The sequence below is a fragment of the Lysinibacillus sp. GW247-5R2A genome (genome assembly GCF_059424475.1).
The window spans coordinates 1-19371 of sequence record NZ_JBWKZL010000001.1 but is presented as its reverse complement, the minus strand read 5'-3'; the positions used below and the strand labels follow the sequence as shown (position 1 = coordinate 19371).

Here is a 19371-nt window from a genome sequence, read left to right as displayed (position 1 = left end):
ATATGATGAACTCTTTAATTTTTTCTAGTTTATTTCAAAAGAACGAAACGAAAAAAAAACCTTCTTTATTTATAGATTTACCTAAAGATTTAGCTCCATTAGGGTTAATTGATTTTTGCTTACGCTTAGGCTTCGAATCAAATGAAGTAGACTTTGATTTATTTCAGCCAGCCAATCAGTCCTATACAATGAAGTTTTTACAGCATACTAGCACATTTATTTCACAAGATGACTCTGCATGGATTATTTATTATGAGAGTGAATCAGCACTTTCTACATGGTTAAGCGCAATAGCCTGTGAAGGAATGGTCGACACCAAAACGGATAGCCCTTTAACGTATTACGAGAATTTAAGTCATCTTTGGTCAGCCTATGGCACGGGCGAAAAGGATGAGGCACATCCCCAGCAACATGTAAGTGTGAAAATGGATATACAAGAAGAAATAACGACAAATGCTCTATTAAAAGAGACTTGCTATCTAGCATTGCGTTTAGGCCTATATGCCACATCTATTTCATTACCAGCTATAACATCAGAAGAGCGACATGTAACCATTTCATTCAAGCATGAAAACGAATGTTCTATGGAATTGACCGCCAAAAACGCCATTCAAATCTGTGGTACGAAAGACAGCCTACCGACCGTTATCCATTCCATTGCAACTGCAAAGCATGTGTCTGAGGGAGGACTGCTTGGGGTTTGGGAGTTAAACGAAAAACAAGTGAATGAAGCGGCTATTTTAATGGAAGAACAGTGGAGCGATGAATCTGAGGCTTCATCCATGATAAAAGCAATAGAAGAAGAACCAGATAGAGCGTTAGAGGCTGAAATTTATATAACGGCCACTAAAAAAAATCGTGATCAATTTAAGCTAGATTTATATGAAAAATTTACAAATTTGACAACCATTAAAGTTCGCTCTGCCTTTAAAACAGGGTTATACTGGATATTAGAGGAAGTACTTCCATCTGTCGAGGGGCGCTTTGAAAATGTAAAAATAGTTTGTAAGGATGGGGTAAGTGTAAACGGTTTAGAGCAACATAATCGCTGGATTATGGAGCTATACCCTGTAGATGAAATGATTGAAATGCAGTATGGCATACCTAAGGAGCATGTGCAATTTGAGCTTTCCAGCACGCAGCAACATGTGTATAGAGTATTTGTAGATGATCAGTTAATAGCTGAGCTCACTCCACTTATTAGTGAAGTGGATTATGTTGATGGTCAGAAAAAAGCTTATCCAACTACCGCTGGGTATAGACTATTCAGCAAGACAGAGCGAGTGCAGGAGAACATCATATTTTCTGATCGTGAACGTTTCTATAACTACTATATGAAGGAATTATTGCCACGAATGGTGAAAAAGTTAAAAATAGATCCGCATAACGTTGATCAAGCGCAGCTATTTCCATTATTCGATCGAATTGAAATTGATTTTACATCTTCTGGAATAGAAGAAGAAATAGGCGTCCAGCAAGAAGCGAACTCATCGTTTGAGGCGTTATACGAGGATTTATACTTTAATACTTTAGACTATTTTCATGAGCTTGGTCGCCAGTTAGTTAATCAGCCTTACAAAGCTCCAGGTGGTGTTATTCCTTATATTCATATAGAACAAGATTTGTATAAGCCTATTAAAAGTGCCATAAAGGTTTACCAGTGGAATGACAAACCAATGACCGAACCCGTTACAAAGCGAATCTTGTTTAATCAAGAAGGACAGTTTGACACTGTAGAAATGTCTATCGGTAAAGAACTGAAGGTCACTAAGGCAAAAACCTTTTTAAAACACAACATGAAAAATATAATTCCATTAGTAGAGCGTTTTAAACAATACTCAGAGGTCAAATTGAATTATGGAGATATATCTTATAAAGGTACTGTCATTCCATTTATAGAGGTAACGGAACCTATTACGAGTGAATATTATTCAGGGCTAAAAAAATCAGATGAAAAACATACGATTGTTTTTGAAGCTGGCCATCATCCAAATGAAGTATCTAGCACGCCAGCAATTTTGGCGCTAATGGAAGATATTATTTGTCAGCATCCAGACATATTAAAAAAAATGAATGTCATTATTATCCCTTTAGCGAACCCTGATGGCAATGAAATCATGGAATGTTTGACAAAGGAGCATCCGAAGTGGAAGCATCATGCTGCAAGATTTAATGCGGTGGGATTAGAATTTGCCCATGTGAAATTCCGAAAAAGTGTGTTCGGTGAGGCAAATTTATTACCACTTATCTTAAAAAAATGGGCTCCAGATATTGTTATTGATGACCATGGAATACCTGCTCGTGAGTGGGTTCAACCGTTCGCAGGTTACGCCTGCCCACCTATTTTTCCAGTTTCTTATACGCTTCCAAGTGCCAAAATTTATGGAATTGGTCGTTATGCAGATGATGATACGAAGGAAATTCAGGCCAAAAATCTGGACCTAGTAGCCGAAAGAGTTAATAGGATGTTTGATGGATCTTCGTTTGCTCAAGAAAATGCGTATTGGCGCGATCGATACTATAAATATGGAACAAAGTGGGATCCAGATAAATACCCGATTGAGGAAATGGGGAATATTAATTTTTATCGTAGTATGGAAGTAACACCTACGTATTCATCGGTTAGTATTTTACGTTATCCACAGTGGGTCGCTCTAGATATCATTTCGGAAGTTGCAGATGAAATCGTTTATGGTGATGAATTACTATCGTGTATGGCGGCCCATCAATTATTTAATCAGGCAATTTTAGAAGCTGCACTAGCTACCCCAGTAAATAAACAAAAACAATCTGGACGCTACATAAAAAAACGTCCGATAGAAATTAGGTGACTAACATGACAAACATATTATTAACGGGATTTGAGCCATTTTTAGATTATAAGCTTAATCCAACTATGCAAATTGTAGAAAACTTAGATGGCGAAAAGATAGAAGACTATCATATTATAGGAAGAATTTTATCTGTAGATTTTCAACAATCTGCCGAGCAACTAAAGCGACATATAGAGGAAATAGAACCGCAAATCATTATTTCTTTAGGGCTCGCGGGAGGTCGTTATAAACTAACGCCTGAGCGAATTGCTATTAATGTGAAGGATGGGGAGCCCGATAATAACGGCTACACACCTGTTGATGAGAGCATTCAAGAGGAGGGAGCAGATGCTTATCTGACGAATTTACCAATTCGCCAGATGGTTAATCGCTTACAAGCAGAGGGCTATCCGGCTGAAATCTCTAATACAGCAGGTACTTACTTATGTAATAACATTATGTATGAGGGGCTTGTGTATGCGCAGCAACATGAAGGGGTACGTGCTGGCTTTATTCATATACCTGCTTCCTTTGAATTAGCCATTCAACACGGCAAAATCCCAGGCTGGCATATTCGTGATTTAATCGCTGCTGTAAAGCTTTGCATTGAGGAGACAATACGTGCAGGTAATCATTGAATTTCCTCATTCAATGTGGATTAGCAAAAATACGATTCGCTTTTCCTTTAAGGAAGAAATATCCCACCAAAACTTTTATGCAGTACAAGCATTTAATCGATTTCTGAAAAAACAACTACGCCATCATCTTGTTGAGTGCGTTGCAAGCTATCATACAGTTACAGCTTATGTGAAACAACGAATAGATGTAGACCTATTAAGAAGGCAATGGCTGGACAGTCAAGCATCCACAGCCATTGATGACAAAACGAATAGACTATTAAAAATCCCAGTTTGCTATGATGAAGAATTTGCCTTAGATAGGCAACGAGTGATGGACTATACGGGTTTATCATTTGAGGACATAAAAATGCTACACATGTCCAAAAGCTATTATGTTTATTTAATTGGCTTTTTGCCAGGCTTTCCATACCTTGGAGAACTTGATTCTAAATTATTTGTACCTCGCTTAGGGAAGCCGAGAGCATCGGTGTCTGCAAGTTCTGTTGGGGTTGGTGGTGGACAAACTGGAATCTATCCTGTTGATTCACCTGGTGGCTGGAATATTATCGGAAAGACGCCATTTGAGCTTTTTAATGTCAATGGTAAAGAGCCGTTTCTATTTGAACTTGGTGATGAAGTTCAGTTTTATGAAATAACTAAGCAACAATATTGGGAAATGAAAAGCAAAGGAGTGTAGCGATTGAAGCCACTTCTGCTCATAACAAAACAAGGGGTTTATGGTAGCTTACAAGATAAAGGAAGGTTTGGCTATCGGGCATTTGGTATTCCGTTATCTGGACCAATGGATTATGTTTCATTTCAAGCGGCCCAGCTAATTTTACAAAATCATCATAACCAAACTTCTTTCGAAATGTTCGTGGGTGGTTTTGAATTTGAGGCAATGGCTGATGGGGTCTATGTTTTAACCGGCGGTCATGGGGTATGCATGATCAATGATGCAGCCATTGAAATGTGGAAAACATTCCATTTAACAAAGGGTGATAAGTTAACGATTAAGAGTGTGAGTCAAGGCTCTATCATTTATTTGACACCGCTGGGAGGTTTTACTTCAACATTGCAGCTTGGCAGTACCTCATACCTCTCTCAGGGGAATCTAGGTACGGTTCATGCAAAAGGAAGTATTTTATATGGACAAATAGCCTCGCCATTAAAATATAATAGAGGTCTTTATGCGCCGTATCGTCCAACTTTTGACAATACGGTTACTGTTAGAATTTTTAAGGGTCCCCATTTTCATTTATTTACGGAAGAGAGTCAGCAACAATTTTTGCAAAATCCTTTCCAGTTTAGCGGTGGTAATCGAATGGGCTATTATTTAAAAGGCCCTGTTTTACAGCTAAAAGAAATGAAGGAAATTCTATCTGAAGCGACACAGTTTGGCTCAATCCAAGTGCCTCAAAATGGGAATCCCATCATCTTAATGGCCGATGCTCAAACAGTAGGAGGCTATCCTATTATGGCCACTGTACATGAAGATGATTTACATAAAGTAGCCCAATTGCGTATGTTTACCACAATACATTTTGCACTGGAGGAAATGTGATACGAATGGATATTAATTGTGATCTAGGAGAAAGCTATGAAGCGTTTTTGACGGGAAGAGATGAAGAGATACTAGATTATGTGACATCAATCAATATTGCGTGTGGCTATCATGCGGGTGATCCTTCTATTATGCACCAAACAGTTCGGAATGCAATTCGCAAAAATGTTCATATCGGTGCACACCCTGGGTATCCTGATCGAGAAGGATTCGGACGAAGGGATATGGCGTTTAGTCCAGAAGAAATTTACGATATGATTGTTTATCAGGTAGGGGCACTGCAAGCATATGTCCATATCGAAAAAGGGATAGTACATCATGTCAAGCCCCACGGAGCACTATATAATCAAAGTGCTAATGATAGGGAGAAAGCTTCAGCCATTGTTCATGCGGTGTATGATCTCCATCCTCAGCTTATTTTATATTGTTTAGCGGGTAGCCAAATGGCAGAAATCGCAAGGGATAAGGGTCTTCAAGTATATGAGGAGGTTTTTTCTGATCGCCGTTATCACTCGAATGGCACATTAGTGAGCAGACAGGAACCGAGTGCCTTAATACAAACTGAAGAAGAAATGCTGGAGCATGTCAAAGGTATTTTAACGGCAAATGAAGTATTGTCTATAGAGTCTCAAAAAATAAAAGTAGCGGCGCACACCTTATGTATTCATGGAGATGGTCCACATGCCTTGGACTTTGCTAAAAAGATTGCTGCTCTGAGGAGGCAACTACATCAACAATAAAGTAGGTGGCTTCAGCATAACGGATTGAAACACAAAAAAGTTCGCATAAAGGGCGAACTTTTTTGATTGGAAGAGCATTCTTATTTTACATACATTTTTCTGTGATTCTTGGCGTCCTCAATAAGACCACTTAGCCACATCACTATGTAAGTTACCCCTAATCCGATACAAGCACCTGCTAACACATCAAGAGGGTAGTGTACACCAATATAAATTCTCGAAAATGCCATGAAGCAGGCCATCAAGATGAGGACAGCTCCAATTTTTCTTCGTTTCCAAAACAAAGCGAATGCTAGGGCAAATGCACCTGCCGCATGATTACTTGGAAATGATGGGTCTAGATTTGATTTTTCAAGTAATAATATGACGCTATGATTGACGAATGGACGTGGTCGAAAATACACCATTTCTATAATTATATCGATACCAAGTGTAAGAATAGCAATCGTTACGGCGTATAAGACTAGTTTTCTATTTTCATGCTGATTTTGAGAGTTTGAAAACCATAGCCATATCAATATTAATCCAAATAGGACAGGGCCATATTTTGAAAACAAGAGGACAAATTGATCAAAAATCGGGTTTTGTCCTGCAAACTGGTTAAGTAATTTAAAAAGCTGATAATCTATCGTCATATTTTCTTTAAGAGGAAACTCCTTCTAGTTTAGACACTTGCACATCATCCTCGGAGGATAAAAACTTTTCTAATTCATGTTTATTTTTTTCTAAATCAATATCTAGAACTGCGCCTACATTTACATGTTTGTTTTCAAAAGAACTGGCAACAGGAATCCGTAAAGTATCTACCCCATTAGAGTGTCCATCCATTAAACCTTTGCCAATCGCAAGTATTGTTTTTTTGTCAACATTCGTATCGATGTATGCCTCTGCAACACCCAATATTTTTGGTAAATTTAAGAAGCTTTGAAAGCTAATTTGATCTTTAACCTTTGTCATAATTTCCTGCTGACGTTCCACTCGTCCGAAATCACTTAAACGATCGTGACGGAATCGTACATAAGCTAATAACTGATCACCATGTAAAGTTTGTTCTCCAGGAAATAATGTCATGCCAATACCATATGACATTTCATAAGGGATGTCCACATCAATCCCATTGGGTGCTAGAAGATCAACAATTTTAGGGAATCCTTCAAAATCAACGATAGCATAATAATTTACATCAATATCAAAGTTTTGTTTAATGGTCTTCCTAACAAGTTCTGGACCTCCAAAAGCAAATGCAGCGTTTATTTTATTCTTTCCGTAATCTGGGATGTCAACATACGTATCTCTCATAATAGAAACGATTTTTACTTGATTCGTCGTTTGATTATAGTGTCCAATCATTAAGGCATCCGATCTACCTTCATCGCCTCTAGTATCACTACCTATCAAGAGGACATTAATCTCACCAAATTGTAGGTCTGCGCCTTGGAAGGGCTCAAAAGTTTCTTCAGCCTCAGCTTCATTTTTACTGTCGTCTTCTGCCATGGCCAACCCACTATTGTACTGATAAAACCAATAAACAACCCCTATTACAATCAGCGATGCGAATATGACACATGAATTTTTTAGCCATTTACGGCTTGTTTTACTACTTTCCATAAATTAATGAATCCACCTATCCGTTATTTTTCAACAAAGATTTTCCGGTAAGTTGTACAGCTATTGCATCATCCAAATATCCAATAGGAAATACGTAATCCGGAATTACATCTACAGGAATAATAAAATATAATAATGTACTTCCGATTATTGTTAATTCAAATAGTGTACCTTTATCTGTTGTAAATTTTTCATATAACTCTTTTAACTTATTTATAAATGGACCAACACTACCTACTTTTTGAATCTTTTCATTAAAACTCGTATGAATGGTATGTTTGCCTTCCTCCGTTTGAGAAAATAGTCCATAGTCATCTAATTTTTTTTCAACATCCTGCACTGAAAACTGGTTGTCGTATACATTTGATGCCTTAAGAAAGGTTTGTATAGCATCAACAGAGGTATGAATATCTGATTGTGCCTCTTCTTGTTTTTGTTCCATAGGGTATCCCGCTGCTTCAAATAGCTGAATAAAAGGAACACCAAGACATTCAGCGAATTTTTCTACATGTTGTGGGGTAGCATTTCGTTTATGATTAATAATCCGTGAAATCGTAGCCGTATCGATTCCTGTTAGTTCACTAAACTTTCGCATAGATAATGAACGTTCTTTCAATAGTTCCTTCAACAATAATCCTAATGTCGTATTTTCTTTCATTTCCGTCATATTTGATTCTCCCTTCTTCATTAAAAATAACTGTTGAACAGAAGTGTATAATGATGTTGACAAATTGTCAACACTCAGCAATGATAATGTCGCCAAATGGAAGTAATAACGGTAGCATGTTTGCATTTGATGAGTTAAAGGCTTAGTAGCGTTTTGGAATGTTTTCAAATTGCGGTGAATGCCTGATAGATAGAGGTAGAATGCACTTAATTGTAAGAAGCGAACAAGTGCTATATTCTGACTTTTCTAAAAAAACAAAAGTTTTTTTCATCGGATTTTGTCGGATTCTATAAGTATCTCTTATTATTAGGCAAGCCCCCAAAAAATAATATGAGGAGGTACGAAGGATTGAAAAAGAAATTTAAAATTAGTTTAGCCAGTCAAATTTTAATCGGTTTGATTTTAGGGATTATTGTTGGTGGTATTTTTTATGGCAACCCAAAAATTGAAACCTACTTACAACCATTAGGGGATATTTTCCTGCATTTAATTAAGATGATTGTGGTGCCGATTATTATTTCGACGTTAATCGTAGGTGTTGCTGGTACTGGAGACATGAAGCAGCTTGGACGATTAGGTGGGAAATCCATTATTTATTTTGAAATTATTACTACAGTAGCTATCGTAGTTGGATTACTTTCCGCAAATATTTTCCAGCCTGGCGCAGGTTTAAACATGAACGAGCTCTCTCAAGGAGATATTTCAAAATACGTGTCAACTACAGAAGAAGTACAGCATGAAGGCCCGTTTGATATTATTGTAGGCATTGTACCGACCAATATCATTCAGTCAATGGGTGAAGGCGACATGCTTGCGATTATATTCTTTGCTGTTATTTTTGGTTTAGGTGTTGCGGCCATTGGCGATCGAGGTAAACCAGTTTTAGACTTCTTCCAAGGGGTTGCAGATGCGATGTTCTGGGTAACTAACCTTGTGATGAAATTTGCGCCACTTGGGGTATTTGGTTTAATTGGTGTAACCGTTTCCAAATATGGATTTGCCTCTCTAATACCTTTAGCTAAGCTGGCTATCCTTGTTTACGCTACAATGCTATTCTTTATATTTGTCATTCTTGCACTTGTTGCAAAATTCGTAGGTGTTAATATTTTATTTTTAATTAAAGTACTAAAAGATGAGCTCATTTTAGCATTCTCAACAGCAAGTTCAGAGGCTGTGTTGCCACGAATTATGTTAAAAATGGAGAAATTAGGGGCTCCGAAGGATATTGTATCCTTTGTTATCCCAACAGGTTACTCCTTTAACTTAGACGGCTCAACGCTGTACCAAGCGATTGCGGCATTATTTATTGCGCAAATGTACGGTATTCACCTAAGTATTGGTGAACAAATTACGTTAATGCTTGTATTGATGGTTACATCGAAAGGGATTGCAGGGGTTCCAGGGGTATCTTTCGTAGTACTACTTGCCACTTTAGGTACTGTCGGCATTCCGTTAGAAGGTCTAGCATTTATCGCTGGTATTGACCGTATTCTTGATATGGGACGTACAGTTGTTAACGTAATTGGTAACTCATTAGCGTCATTAGTAATGGCGAAATGGGAAGGCCGTTTTGATACAGTGAAAATGAAAAATTACTTTAAGGACAATGAAAATTTAGCTTAAACCTTATCTCAATATTTAATGCAAGTTAACATAGAAAACACCTTTCGTTGATAAATGGTTTTAGCCATATTCAATCAACGTAAAGGTGTTTTTTCAGTCTACTAGATTAAACTTAATTCTCTCTTTCAATTGTTGGAAGTATGTTATATGTGTAGCCTTCATCTGCTGCATTCCTTTTTACGTTTACCGGATTTACTGTGACGGAAGAGGAAATTCCATATTTCGCTTCATATTGACCAGATCCAATTACATTAATTGTTTCCCCATCTGAATTAGCAGAAATATGTTTTAAATGCTCTTGGGAAACAACCCGTGCAATTTCATTCAATTTCATATTTTCAATATAGGCGTAAAAATCTATATTCGGATATTGGGGGAAAGTATAGAATGGACTAGCCGTAATAGTGCCTGACGCATTGGCTAAAAGTTTTACATTCCCATTCATTTTAGCTGTATTCAATACTACAATGACTTCGACAGAAGAATAGGCAGGAACTCGAATATTTTGCGGACTCACAATATAAGTATAGGATTCGCTATTTTCAAGACTATCTGTATTTGAGAAATCGTATTCAGCTGATAATTCTATTCCCGTTTCCCCAACAAAAGGTATATTAAATTTAGCAGTTGCTTTTGTTCCAAATTTAAATCCATGTGTAGTCGAGCTGGTAACAGTATGGGAAATGGTTTTAGAAAAACTTTGCGTGGTTAACATTTGTTCAGTAGCCGTGTTATTTGTCAAAGTCTCTCTCCCTACATATACATTTTCTGAATTTGTAATGACAGGTGAGCCATCAGCTTGAACTGAAAATTGATTGAATGTAAGGTGATTGTAAATTATTTTTGGATCTTTTTCTTCTCGATACGACCTTGCACCTTTTCAGGGTAATATTTATTTAAATTTTTCACAAAATGATTCACTAAGTTTTCAATTGGAATCTTTGCGTCTTCTAATTCACTTTTAGTTTGTATTCTTTCATTGGCGGTGATATTTTCCACGGCGTTTTGTGCAGCACTTGCAGTAATTGGTGATGTTAATACAAACGTAGTTCCTATAGAAGTAACCGCAACCATTGTTAGAACGGTATTTTTAAATTTCTTCATCTTATGCCTCCATTGTTTTAGATTGGTATGACTTCTTATTTCTCTTTAAGTGTTTCAACATTTGCTTTGTTAATAATGGCTTGCATCCTCGCTTTACATATTTCTTCATGTTCATCAGTTCACTACTTCCGCTAGGTTCAAGGTTGGCAATCAATTGAAACCGATCTCGAAAGAAAGTGAAAAACTATTTTCTTAAATCCTCATAGTCATTAACCTCCTTAATATGCAATTTTTTCCTTACAATAATAATTTATAGGAAGTATCTGTATATAATGTGTATTTTATCTGGAGTTTAGATGAAGATTTTCTTGCAATCTATCTAGTTATTAAAGAGAAAATTCATGTTGACCTCCTTTGACTTAACAGTAGAACTGGGTATGTTACTTCGTTTTTAGCAACTCGTGTTTGAGAATTTAGTAAATGACTCACATAAACCCCCTTCATTCTCTAGATAAAATTTTCACACACTCCATATTAACTCCAGATAGGTCAAATATATTTGAACTACCAAGGAGGTAAGGAAATGAATTTTATCAAACGTGCATTTTTAAGTGTGAAGGCAAGGAAAGGGAAATCGATTATATTATTTACAGTATTTTTAGTAGTTTCCAATTTAGTATTAGCCGGTTTCGCCATACAAAATGTGTCACAGAAGGCGAATGACCATGCTAGACAAACATTAGGTGTAGACGTAAGTCTTCGAATGGATGAAGAAAAGCTTATGGAAAACGTGGCAAAGCAGCGACAAGAAAATCCAAACGGAAAAATACAACACCCTGAGCTTTTTGCAGATGATGCAGATCAGTTAGCTAAATCACCATATGTAATAGACTATAACTATCTTAAAAGTGACATGGTTGTAGCAGACGATTACACACCTATTAACGATGCTGAAGGTGATGATGGGGTAAGCGGTGCAGTTGGTAGTAGTGCCTCTGGAAATATGAAAATGCCTAATACGTTTCTTCAAGGTGTGAGAAGTTCTGAATTATTGCAAGAGTTTACGGATGGAACACATGAAATAATGGAAGGTCGTTCAATTACACCTGAGGATGAGAATAGGAAAGTAGTGCTAGTTGAAAAACGATTAGCAGAACAAAACGAGCTTCAAGTTGGCGATATGATAAAGGTCCAATCAATGGAAGGGACGACTGAAGTAGAGTTGGAAATAATAGGGGTATATAAAAATTCTGGTATAACTGACTTCGAGGAAAATTTACCAGCTATGATGCATCCATCTAACAAACTATACACAAATTATGACTCGACGAAAGAAAGCGATGAAAAAAATTCCGTCATTAATGAAGCTATCTACTACTTAAATGATCCAGAAAATATAGCAGATTTCAAAACCGACGCAAAGAAAAGCACTATCGATTTTGATTTGTTCAAGTTAGATGCACATGATGCTTTATATCAGAAAATGGTTGGTCCTATTGAAAATATTGCTGCTACTTCAAAATGGATGGTCTATTTAGTATCCATTACAGGATCAATTATTTTAGCTCTCATTATTATGTTAACCATAAAGGAACGACGAAAAGAATTAGGCATACTCTTAGCAATCGGTGAGAAAAAGAGAAAATTAATTGGCCAACTATTAGTCGAAGTATTATGTATAGCCATATTAGCATTTGGTATTTCTACTATTACAGGTGAAACAGTGTCTCAAAAAATGGGAGATAGTTTATTACAGCAAGAGGTTATTGCCTCTCAAGAGAATCAACAAGAATCTAATAATTTAGGATTCTCATTTGGCACGATGAATAAGCAAGATAATGATGTGGAGCCTATCGATGATATTGATGTAAGTATAACTTCACAAGATGTGTTGAAATTAGGTGGGTTAGGACTGTTAATTGCCATATTATCGACGCTTCTTCCAGCACTATCCATTCTTCGCTTAAACCCAAAAGAAATACTATTAAAAGATGAGTAGGAGGAGTCCCACATGGACACAATATTACAATTTAAAAACCTATATTATTATTATGTAAGCAATAACAGGAAGAATACTTTACTGGAGAATGTGAATTTTACGTTCGAGAAAGGCTGTTTCTATAGCGTTTTAGGTCCTTCAGGCTCAGGAAAAACAACAGCACTTAGTTTGGCAAGTGGCTTAGATAACCCAAAGGAAGGACATGTGCTCTATAAGGGGAAGGATATAAGGAAAATTGGTTTGGACAAATATAGAAATAAATTTGTTTCAGTTATTTTTCAATCCTATAATCTGATAACGTACATGACGGCCCTTCAAAATGTAGTAACAGCTATGGAAATTACAGGGGTTAAAGTAAAAGATAAAAAGAAAAGAGCTCTCGAATTATTAGAAATGGTAGGTTTGACCGAATTAGAAGCAAAAAGAAAGGTCTTACAGCTTAGTGGTGGTCAACAACAACGTGTAGCTATTGCTCGAGCATTATCTAGTAATGTAGATTTATTAATTGCAGATGAGCCGACGGGTAATTTAGATGAGAAAACCTCAGCTGAAATCGTTCAACTATTTCAGGAATTAGCCCATCAAGAAAATAAATGTATTATTGTTGTGACGCATTCACAAGAAGTAGCCAAACAATCTGATAAGATTATTTACCTTAAAAAACGAAATTTAGTTTGTGAAAATCTGAATAAGTAAACTTAGCTAATCGAAGAATGGGAGTGGTATAAATGTGGACAAAAATAGTAACCTCATTAGGCTTAGTCTCTATAGGCATAGCTATTGGAATGCTTACTAACTTAGTGGCCTTCAATGGTGACTTAGGTGACAATGAAAGCAATATGTATCAGGATTATAATTCGTATTTAGATGAAAAGAATCCAGCTCAGGGGGATTGGGAATCTCCAAATCCGAGAGGTGAACTGACACCAGAACAATGGGAGGAGTTTACATCTAAACCTGGTGGACAAATGCCTGAGCAGTGGGATCCATCCACACCTCATTCAGAAGAAAGTATACAAGGTTCTACATCTCCCTATTAATTTTCTTTTATAATTATCGTAAAAATAGCATAAAACCTCCAAAGATTTGTAAATTTAGCCTATGAATCTTTGGGGGTTTTTGTACCTGAAGGCTATGCTGTTATTATGAAATGGATGTATGACTTTGATCGTAGGATTCATATAAAATTTTTTAGGAATAATGTAGGTATCTTCACATAAACTACAGATTGCGTGGTTATAATGGCTAACTAGGGGGGATATCTTAATGAACTATAATATTTTAGTAGTAGAAGACGATTTAGAAATTCAAGAATTAATTAAACAGTTTTTGATGACACAAAATTATACGATTGAGGTGGCATCTGATGGAGTAGAGGGAATAAAAAGATTAAATACACAATCATTTGATTTAATTCTCCTTGATGTTATGATGCCGAATCTCAATGGATTTGAAGTAGCCAAAATGCTACGCAATCAATCTAATATACCCATTATATTTTTAACTGCGTTAGAAGAAGAACAAGATCAAATGAAAGGCTTTGATCTTGGTATTGATGATTATATTACGAAGCCGTTTTCATTTCATGTGCTAATCAGACGAGTACAAGCGGTTCTTAGAAGAAGCAATCATAAAAATTGGGGAAATCATTTAAATTTTAATGAACTGAATGTCGATTGTGACGGGTATAAAGCTTATGTAAATAAGGAGGAAATACCTTTAACTACAAAAGAATTCGAAATTTTACAATTACTACTTCATAATGAAAAAAAAGTGCTCACTAGAGAGATCATAGTAGAAAAAGTTTGGGGATACGATTATTCGGGAGAAACACGGATGATTGATACTCATATAAAAAACTTAAGAAAAAAATTAAATTTACCCTATATTAAAACGGTAAAGGGTATCGGATACAAAATCGATGAATAGGATTGTAAACTTCATGAAGATGAAAAAAATAACCTATAAGCTCTTTATGATTACTTCACTTATATTGCTATCGTTTGCGGTCTTAATTTATTTAACTTTATACTTCTTCCTTCCAACATTCTACGAGCAATATAAAACAAATCAGCTCCAATCCGGCATAGCAGAAATAATTGATAAATCTAAGAGTTTAACAGTAAGAGAAGCGAAAGAGCTATTGGACGAGTATTCCAAAGAAAATAATGCAATCATTTACCTACAAGAAAAGAACGGAAATATTATCTATTCGCCTTCTTTTAATTTTCAAGGAAATACGCGATCATCCATTATTACCGGAAAAACATCACAAAATGAAGAAACTGTTAATGCCTTTAATCATTCTTTGCCCATACAATTTCTGAATGAAGGTAATTTAATGGTTACTGTATTCGCGACATTTCAACCCATCGATGAGGCCTCTCAGGTTTTAGTACGTTTTCTTCCTTATATAAGTATCATTGTTGTTTGTATTGGCTTGGGCAGTGCCTATTTATATTCAAGGTTCATTACAAAACCACTTCTCTATATAAATGAACGTGCACAAAAGATGGCAAATCTCGATTTTTCTGAAAATATAGTAGTTCGTTCTAATGATGAGTTGGAGGAGTTATCTAATAGTTTAAATGAGATGTCGAATAATTTGCAAAAAACAATGGATGATTTACGAATAGCCAATGAACAATTAAAAGATGATATTGAAAGAGAAAGAAAAATCGAAACAAAACGGAGGGATTTTTTTGCTACAGTTGCACATGAGTTAAAAACTCCACTCACTGTCATGAAAGGGTATATAGAAGGGATGATTTATAATATCGGACCTTATGAAAATCGTGACTTCTATTTAGAAAAAAACCATAAAATTATTGAGGGCATGGAACAACTTGTCCGTGAAATTTTGAGTATGTCGAAACTAGAACAAAATATTTTTAAAATCCAAATGAAAGAAACAAATCTCTCAAATTTAATTGAGACGATAACGAAAGACCTCGTTTTTTTTGCATCTCAAAAGGAGATTACTGTTATAAATAAAATTCCCCCGAATCTTTACGTATTTTCAGATAGTGATTTACTAGAAAAAGCATTTAAAAATATTATCCATAATGCAATTATGTATTCACCACAAGGAGAAACAGTCTATTTAGAATTGACAGAGGATTCCGAAGAAAACCAAATTCAAATCCAAGTCATTAATACCGGTGTACACATTAAAGCAGAGGAATTACAACAATTATTTCAGCCTTTTTATAGACTCGAAAAATCAAGAAATAGGAACACGGGTGGGAGTGGTTTAGGCTTATATATCGTCAAGCAAATATTTATATCACTCTCTATAAATTATTCTTTTAATAATGTTGAAAATGGCATTCGATTTTTAGTTACATTTCCTCAAAAATAAAGGGTACGAAGATTGGCGTCTCAGAAGCATACACAGATGACTCAATAAAGTAATTAGATTTATTGAGTCTTATATTAGATAGGAGATCGACTGAAAATGAAGATAAGAACAAAGTTAATTATTATTTCATTGAGCCTATTATTAATTCCAGGTTTAATTATAGGCATTAGCAGTTATAATTCTGCTAACAAGCACTTGGACGATTTGGGCGAGAGGATGCTAAAAAATAATGTAGAAATGGCACTTCAATTAATTGATTCAATGAATTATGCCGTTGAGACCGGAGAAATATCATTAGAAGAAGCCCAAGAGAAAGTAAAACAAAATTTAATTGGGGATTTACGAAGTGATGGTTCTCGTGAAATAACGACAAATGTTGATTTAGGTGAGGACGGCTATTTTGCCATTTACGGAGCGGATGGAGATAGGATCGCTCATCCATTCTCAGAGGGAGAAAATGCCTGGGAAAGCGTCGATAGTCATGGGGTTTATATGGTACAAAATATGATAAACGCAGCACAAAATGGCGGGGATTTTACATATTACGCTAGAGCCATGCCCAACGACCCTGATGCAGAAGAGGATAAAATAGCCTACTCTGCTTTAGATCCGAACTGGGGTTGGGTGGTAAGCGCTAGTAGCTTCATGGCATCATTTAATCATGGCATTCATTTAATTCAATATACGATCATCATTACTCTTGGCATCAGTATTTTAATAGGTGGAATCGTTATATTTTTATTTGCCAGACATTTAGCCATCCCAGTTCAAATGGTTACTGACAGAGTTGAAAAGATCGCCAATCAACATTTAACCTTTACGTATTTAAACGTTAAAAATAAGGATGAGTTAGGTATTTTAGCAACAGGAATAAATACGATGACTACAAATTTAAGAGGAATGATTGAAACCGTTTCGAACTCAGCCGAACAAGTTGCGGCTACATCTGAACAGCTTACTGCGAGTAGTGAACAGACAAGCACGGCTTCAGATGAAATTACGAAGGCTATTCAGCAAATTTCTACAGGACAAGAAAAGCAACTAGTTGGAATGAAAGAAGCGAATCATTCCGTTACAGAGATATCATCGAGTCTTACAGCAATTACAAAAAATATTAAAGAATTAAATGACCTATCCATTGAAACCTCTAAAGTCTCTCTTTCTGGTAATGAAGTGATTACACAGTCCGTTGAACAAATGAATCAAATTAATAACCAGAACATCATGACAAATGAAGCCATGCTATTGCTCGAAAGTAAATCACAAGAGATTGGAGAAATTATTAATGTCATTACTAGCATTGCAGCACAAACAAATTTACTTGCTTTAAATGCAGCGATAGAAGCCGCGCGCGCAGGGGAGCAAGGTAAAGGTTTTGCTGTTGTAGCTGATGAAGTTAGAAAACTAGCAGAGGAATCGGGCAATGCAGCTAACAATATTTCTACTCTAATAGGTGAAATACAACTTCATACACAAAATACAGTACAAATTGTCAATGAAGGAAAAAGTGTAGTTGAAGCGGGTATCCGTTATGTGGCAAACGCTGGGAAAACATTTGATGAAATAGCAGTTGATGTAGACATGATTAACAATAAACTTTCATCTGTCTCTACTGAAATTCAAGAAATTAATGCTAATACAGAGATTTTAGTAAATGAAATAATGAAAACCAAAGATGTTACCGATCAGTCATCGAGCTACACAGAACAGGTTGTTGCAGCAGCGGAAGAACAGTCTGCTACTATGATTGAGATGACATTTGCTTCTCGTTCTTTAGCAGAGATGTCTCAGGAGCTTCAAAATCTAGTATCAAACTTTAAAATCAACGAATGAATCATTATGTTTGGTAAGGTTTATAAAAGCTGAGACATATTCTTATGGTAAAAAGAATTTTGAGCTAGCAAATTTATGAACACGTAAATTTGTTAGCTTTTTTAATAGAGTTCTAAATGGTATCCATTGATATTCCACATAAACTTCACACGACATTCATACAGACTACAGATTAGCTTTATAAAATAATATAATAGTAATTTTTTGATAAAAGATGGAGGTTGAAACGACCCTATTGGAGGAATTAGGATGGAGACCGGTATGACATTATTTGAATCAAATCGAAAATCTGTATTAGAAAGTATTGAACATAAAAAATCTTTCACATTAGTATACATTACGATTATCAGTTGGCATGACTTGGATCTTTCTAAATGTATAGATGTAGTTAGGTGTAAGCTAACTTTGTATCAACCAAAAGTGGAATGGTATAGAGTATTTGATAAGGAATTTCTAGTAGTCTGTCATGCTCAGTCCCAAGCTCGTTTAATTTGTCAAGAACTATCAAATATTGACTATTTAAAGATACACTATCTATATGTCCAAGATAGAAAATTTCCTGCGTTAAATTACGTTAGACAAGTCTATCTGCAAAACACAACTAGCGATGAACTAAAAGAGTGTAATTCACAGAAAAGTTTAGTAACTGAAGAGTTTGAAATAGTCTTCCAACCGATATTACACCATAATCGGCAATTATCCTTTGAAGCACTAAGTAGATGGCGGGGGGAAGAGATGGGTTCTATTTCTCCGGGTATATGTATTCCAATTTTAAATATAGAAAGTTTAATAGAATTAACCAAAAGTATTATCAATAAAGCTGTTGATTTATTGAGTAAATATAAAGAAATCGTTTATGTTTCTATTAATTTATCAGCGTCATTACTCAAAGATATTACTTGGTTAATCGAACATCTAGATGAAATGGGTATTACTAACAATAACCGAATTGCTTTTGAAGTAACTGAGGAAACTATAATGGGGATAGAAGCTAGTGAAAATTTAAAAATGATGCGTGAGCGAGGTCATATTATATTTATTGATGGTTTCGGTTCTGGAAACTCGAACTTTCAATATATGTCCTTACTGCCCCTTGACGGAGTGAAGCTAGATAGGTTGTTTATTAGTGGGAAATCAAATAAAAAGGTAATGGAGCTGCTGACAAATATTATCAAGGCCTTAAATTTAGAAGTAATCATAGAAGGTGTAGACAATGTTGAGCAGCTTAATACGTTATCTGAAGCCCAATACGATTCAATACAAGGCTATTACATATCAAAACCACTAACAATAAATGAATTGACGAAATTTATGAATGACAATTGCTAGACTAGTATAGGGTGACAACAAAAGAATACCCTGTCACATGTAGGGGATATTTAGAAAAAATAAAACGACAGCAAAAAAAACGCAATCCCTTAATGAAGTGACCCCTAATAGTTAGACACGGTTATTTCGATTTAGGCAGCTTGGATAAAATGAGTTCGGTATTGCACCGG

The 19371-nt window shown here is 35.8% G+C and carries 18 protein-coding genes; 13 read left to right on the top strand and 5 right to left on the bottom strand.

The window, feature by feature from the left end:
• The first annotated feature begins 5 nt into the window (after window positions 1–5).
• Genes AC07YC_RS00090 through AC07YC_RS00070 form a run of 5 tightly spaced genes read left to right on the top strand, consistent with a single transcriptional unit; the run spans window position 6 to window position 5737 of the window.
• The gene (locus tag AC07YC_RS00090) at window positions 6–2831 is read left to right on the top strand and encodes a M14 family metallopeptidase (protein ID WP_494918024.1); all 2826 of its coding nucleotides are present in this window, start codon (window positions 6–8) and stop codon (window positions 2829–2831) included.
• Window positions 2832–2836: 5 nt separating this feature from the next.
• Entirely contained in the window at window positions 2837–3451 is a 615-nt protein-coding gene (locus tag AC07YC_RS00085) for a pyroglutamyl-peptidase I (RefSeq protein WP_336633964.1), read from the top strand.
• The gene (gene pxpB / locus AC07YC_RS00080; RefSeq protein WP_494918021.1) at window positions 3435–4130 is read left to right on the top strand and encodes a 5-oxoprolinase subunit PxpB; all 696 of its coding nucleotides are present in this window, start codon (window positions 3435–3437) and stop codon (window positions 4128–4130) included. Before AC07YC_RS00085 ends, pxpB begins: the two co-directional genes overlap by 17 nt.
• A 3-nt stretch (window positions 4131–4133) precedes the next feature.
• On the top strand, window positions 4134–4997 hold the full coding sequence (locus tag AC07YC_RS00075; RefSeq protein WP_494918019.1) for a 5-oxoprolinase subunit C family protein: 864 nt from the start codon (window positions 4134–4136) through the stop codon (window positions 4995–4997).
• Window positions 4994–5737, top strand: coding sequence for a 5-oxoprolinase subunit PxpA (locus AC07YC_RS00070; protein WP_336633961.1), 744 nt, complete (start codon window positions 4994–4996; stop codon window positions 5735–5737). Before AC07YC_RS00075 ends, AC07YC_RS00070 begins: the two co-directional genes overlap by 4 nt.
• A gap of 80 nt (window positions 5738–5817) precedes the next feature.
• On the opposite strand, the gene AC07YC_RS00065 is transcribed toward AC07YC_RS00070, so the two are convergent.
• The 3 genes from AC07YC_RS00065 to AC07YC_RS00055 are packed head-to-tail and all read right to left on the bottom strand — an operon-like array spanning window position 5818 to window position 8012.
• Window positions 5818–6372: a phosphatase PAP2 family protein gene (locus tag AC07YC_RS00065; protein WP_494918017.1), complete on the bottom strand. Its 555-nt coding sequence runs from the start codon at window positions 6370–6372 to the stop codon at window positions 5818–5820.
• A 7-nt stretch (window positions 6373–6379) separates the two neighbouring features.
• Window positions 6380–7345 (bottom strand): LCP family protein, encoded by a 966-nt coding sequence (locus AC07YC_RS00060; protein WP_336633959.1) that lies wholly within the window; start codon window positions 7343–7345, stop codon window positions 6380–6382.
• A 16-nt stretch (window positions 7346–7361) separates the two neighbouring features.
• Window positions 7362–8012, bottom strand: coding sequence for a DUF1232 domain-containing protein (locus AC07YC_RS00055; RefSeq protein WP_494918014.1), 651 nt, complete (start codon window positions 8010–8012; stop codon window positions 7362–7364).
• Between the two features lie 348 nt (window positions 8013–8360).
• On the opposite strand from AC07YC_RS00055, the gene AC07YC_RS00050 reads away from it, so the two are divergent.
• Window positions 8361–9635: a cation:dicarboxylate symporter family transporter gene (locus AC07YC_RS00050; protein ID WP_025115097.1), complete on the top strand. Its 1275-nt coding sequence runs from the start codon at window positions 8361–8363 to the stop codon at window positions 9633–9635.
• A gap of 112 nt (window positions 9636–9747) precedes the next feature.
• Here the strand turns inward: AC07YC_RS00050 and AC07YC_RS00045 are convergent, their stop codons facing one another.
• Complete coding sequence (locus AC07YC_RS00045; protein ID WP_494918370.1) at window positions 9748–10473, bottom strand: ETX/MTX2 family pore-forming toxin; 726 nt, start codon at window positions 10471–10473, stop codon at window positions 9748–9750.
• Window positions 10473–10739: a hypothetical protein gene (locus tag AC07YC_RS00040; RefSeq protein ID WP_494918012.1), complete on the bottom strand. Its 267-nt coding sequence runs from the start codon at window positions 10737–10739 to the stop codon at window positions 10473–10475. Before AC07YC_RS00040 ends, AC07YC_RS00045 begins: the two co-directional genes overlap by 1 nt.
• A 523-nt stretch (window positions 10740–11262) precedes the next feature.
• Here AC07YC_RS00040 and AC07YC_RS00035 point away from each other — a divergent pair.
• The 7 genes from AC07YC_RS00035 (at window position 11263) to AC07YC_RS00005 (ending at window position 19201) form a co-directional block, all read left to right on the top strand.
• Complete coding sequence (locus AC07YC_RS00035; protein ID WP_494918010.1) at window positions 11263–12678, top strand: ABC transporter permease; 1416 nt, start codon at window positions 11263–11265, stop codon at window positions 12676–12678.
• A 12-nt stretch (window positions 12679–12690) separates the two neighbouring features.
• Entirely contained in the window at window positions 12691–13374 is a 684-nt protein-coding gene (locus AC07YC_RS00030) for an ABC transporter ATP-binding protein (RefSeq protein ID WP_336633954.1), read from the top strand.
• A 32-nt stretch (window positions 13375–13406) separates the two neighbouring features.
• Window positions 13407–13718, top strand: a complete 312-nt coding sequence (locus AC07YC_RS00025) for a hypothetical protein (protein ID WP_336633953.1) — start codon at window positions 13407–13409, stop codon at window positions 13716–13718.
• A 226-nt stretch (window positions 13719–13944) separates the two neighbouring features.
• Window positions 13945–14607, top strand: coding sequence for a response regulator transcription factor (locus tag AC07YC_RS00020; protein ID WP_008176378.1), 663 nt, complete (start codon window positions 13945–13947; stop codon window positions 14605–14607).
• A complete protein-coding gene (locus AC07YC_RS00015) occupies window positions 14600–16039 on the top strand; it encodes a sensor histidine kinase (RefSeq protein ID WP_494918007.1) in 1440 nt (479 codons plus the stop codon). The genes AC07YC_RS00020 and AC07YC_RS00015 overlap by 8 nt, the downstream gene beginning before the upstream one ends.
• A gap of 96 nt (window positions 16040–16135) precedes the next feature.
• On the top strand, window positions 16136–17872 hold the full coding sequence (locus tag AC07YC_RS00010) for a methyl-accepting chemotaxis protein (RefSeq protein WP_336633951.1): 1737 nt from the start codon (window positions 16136–16138) through the stop codon (window positions 17870–17872).
• Between the two features lie 249 nt (window positions 17873–18121).
• Window positions 18122–19201 (top strand): EAL domain-containing protein, encoded by a 1080-nt coding sequence (locus tag AC07YC_RS00005; protein WP_494918004.1) that lies wholly within the window; start codon window positions 18122–18124, stop codon window positions 19199–19201.
• Window positions 19202–19371 lie beyond the last annotated feature (170 nt).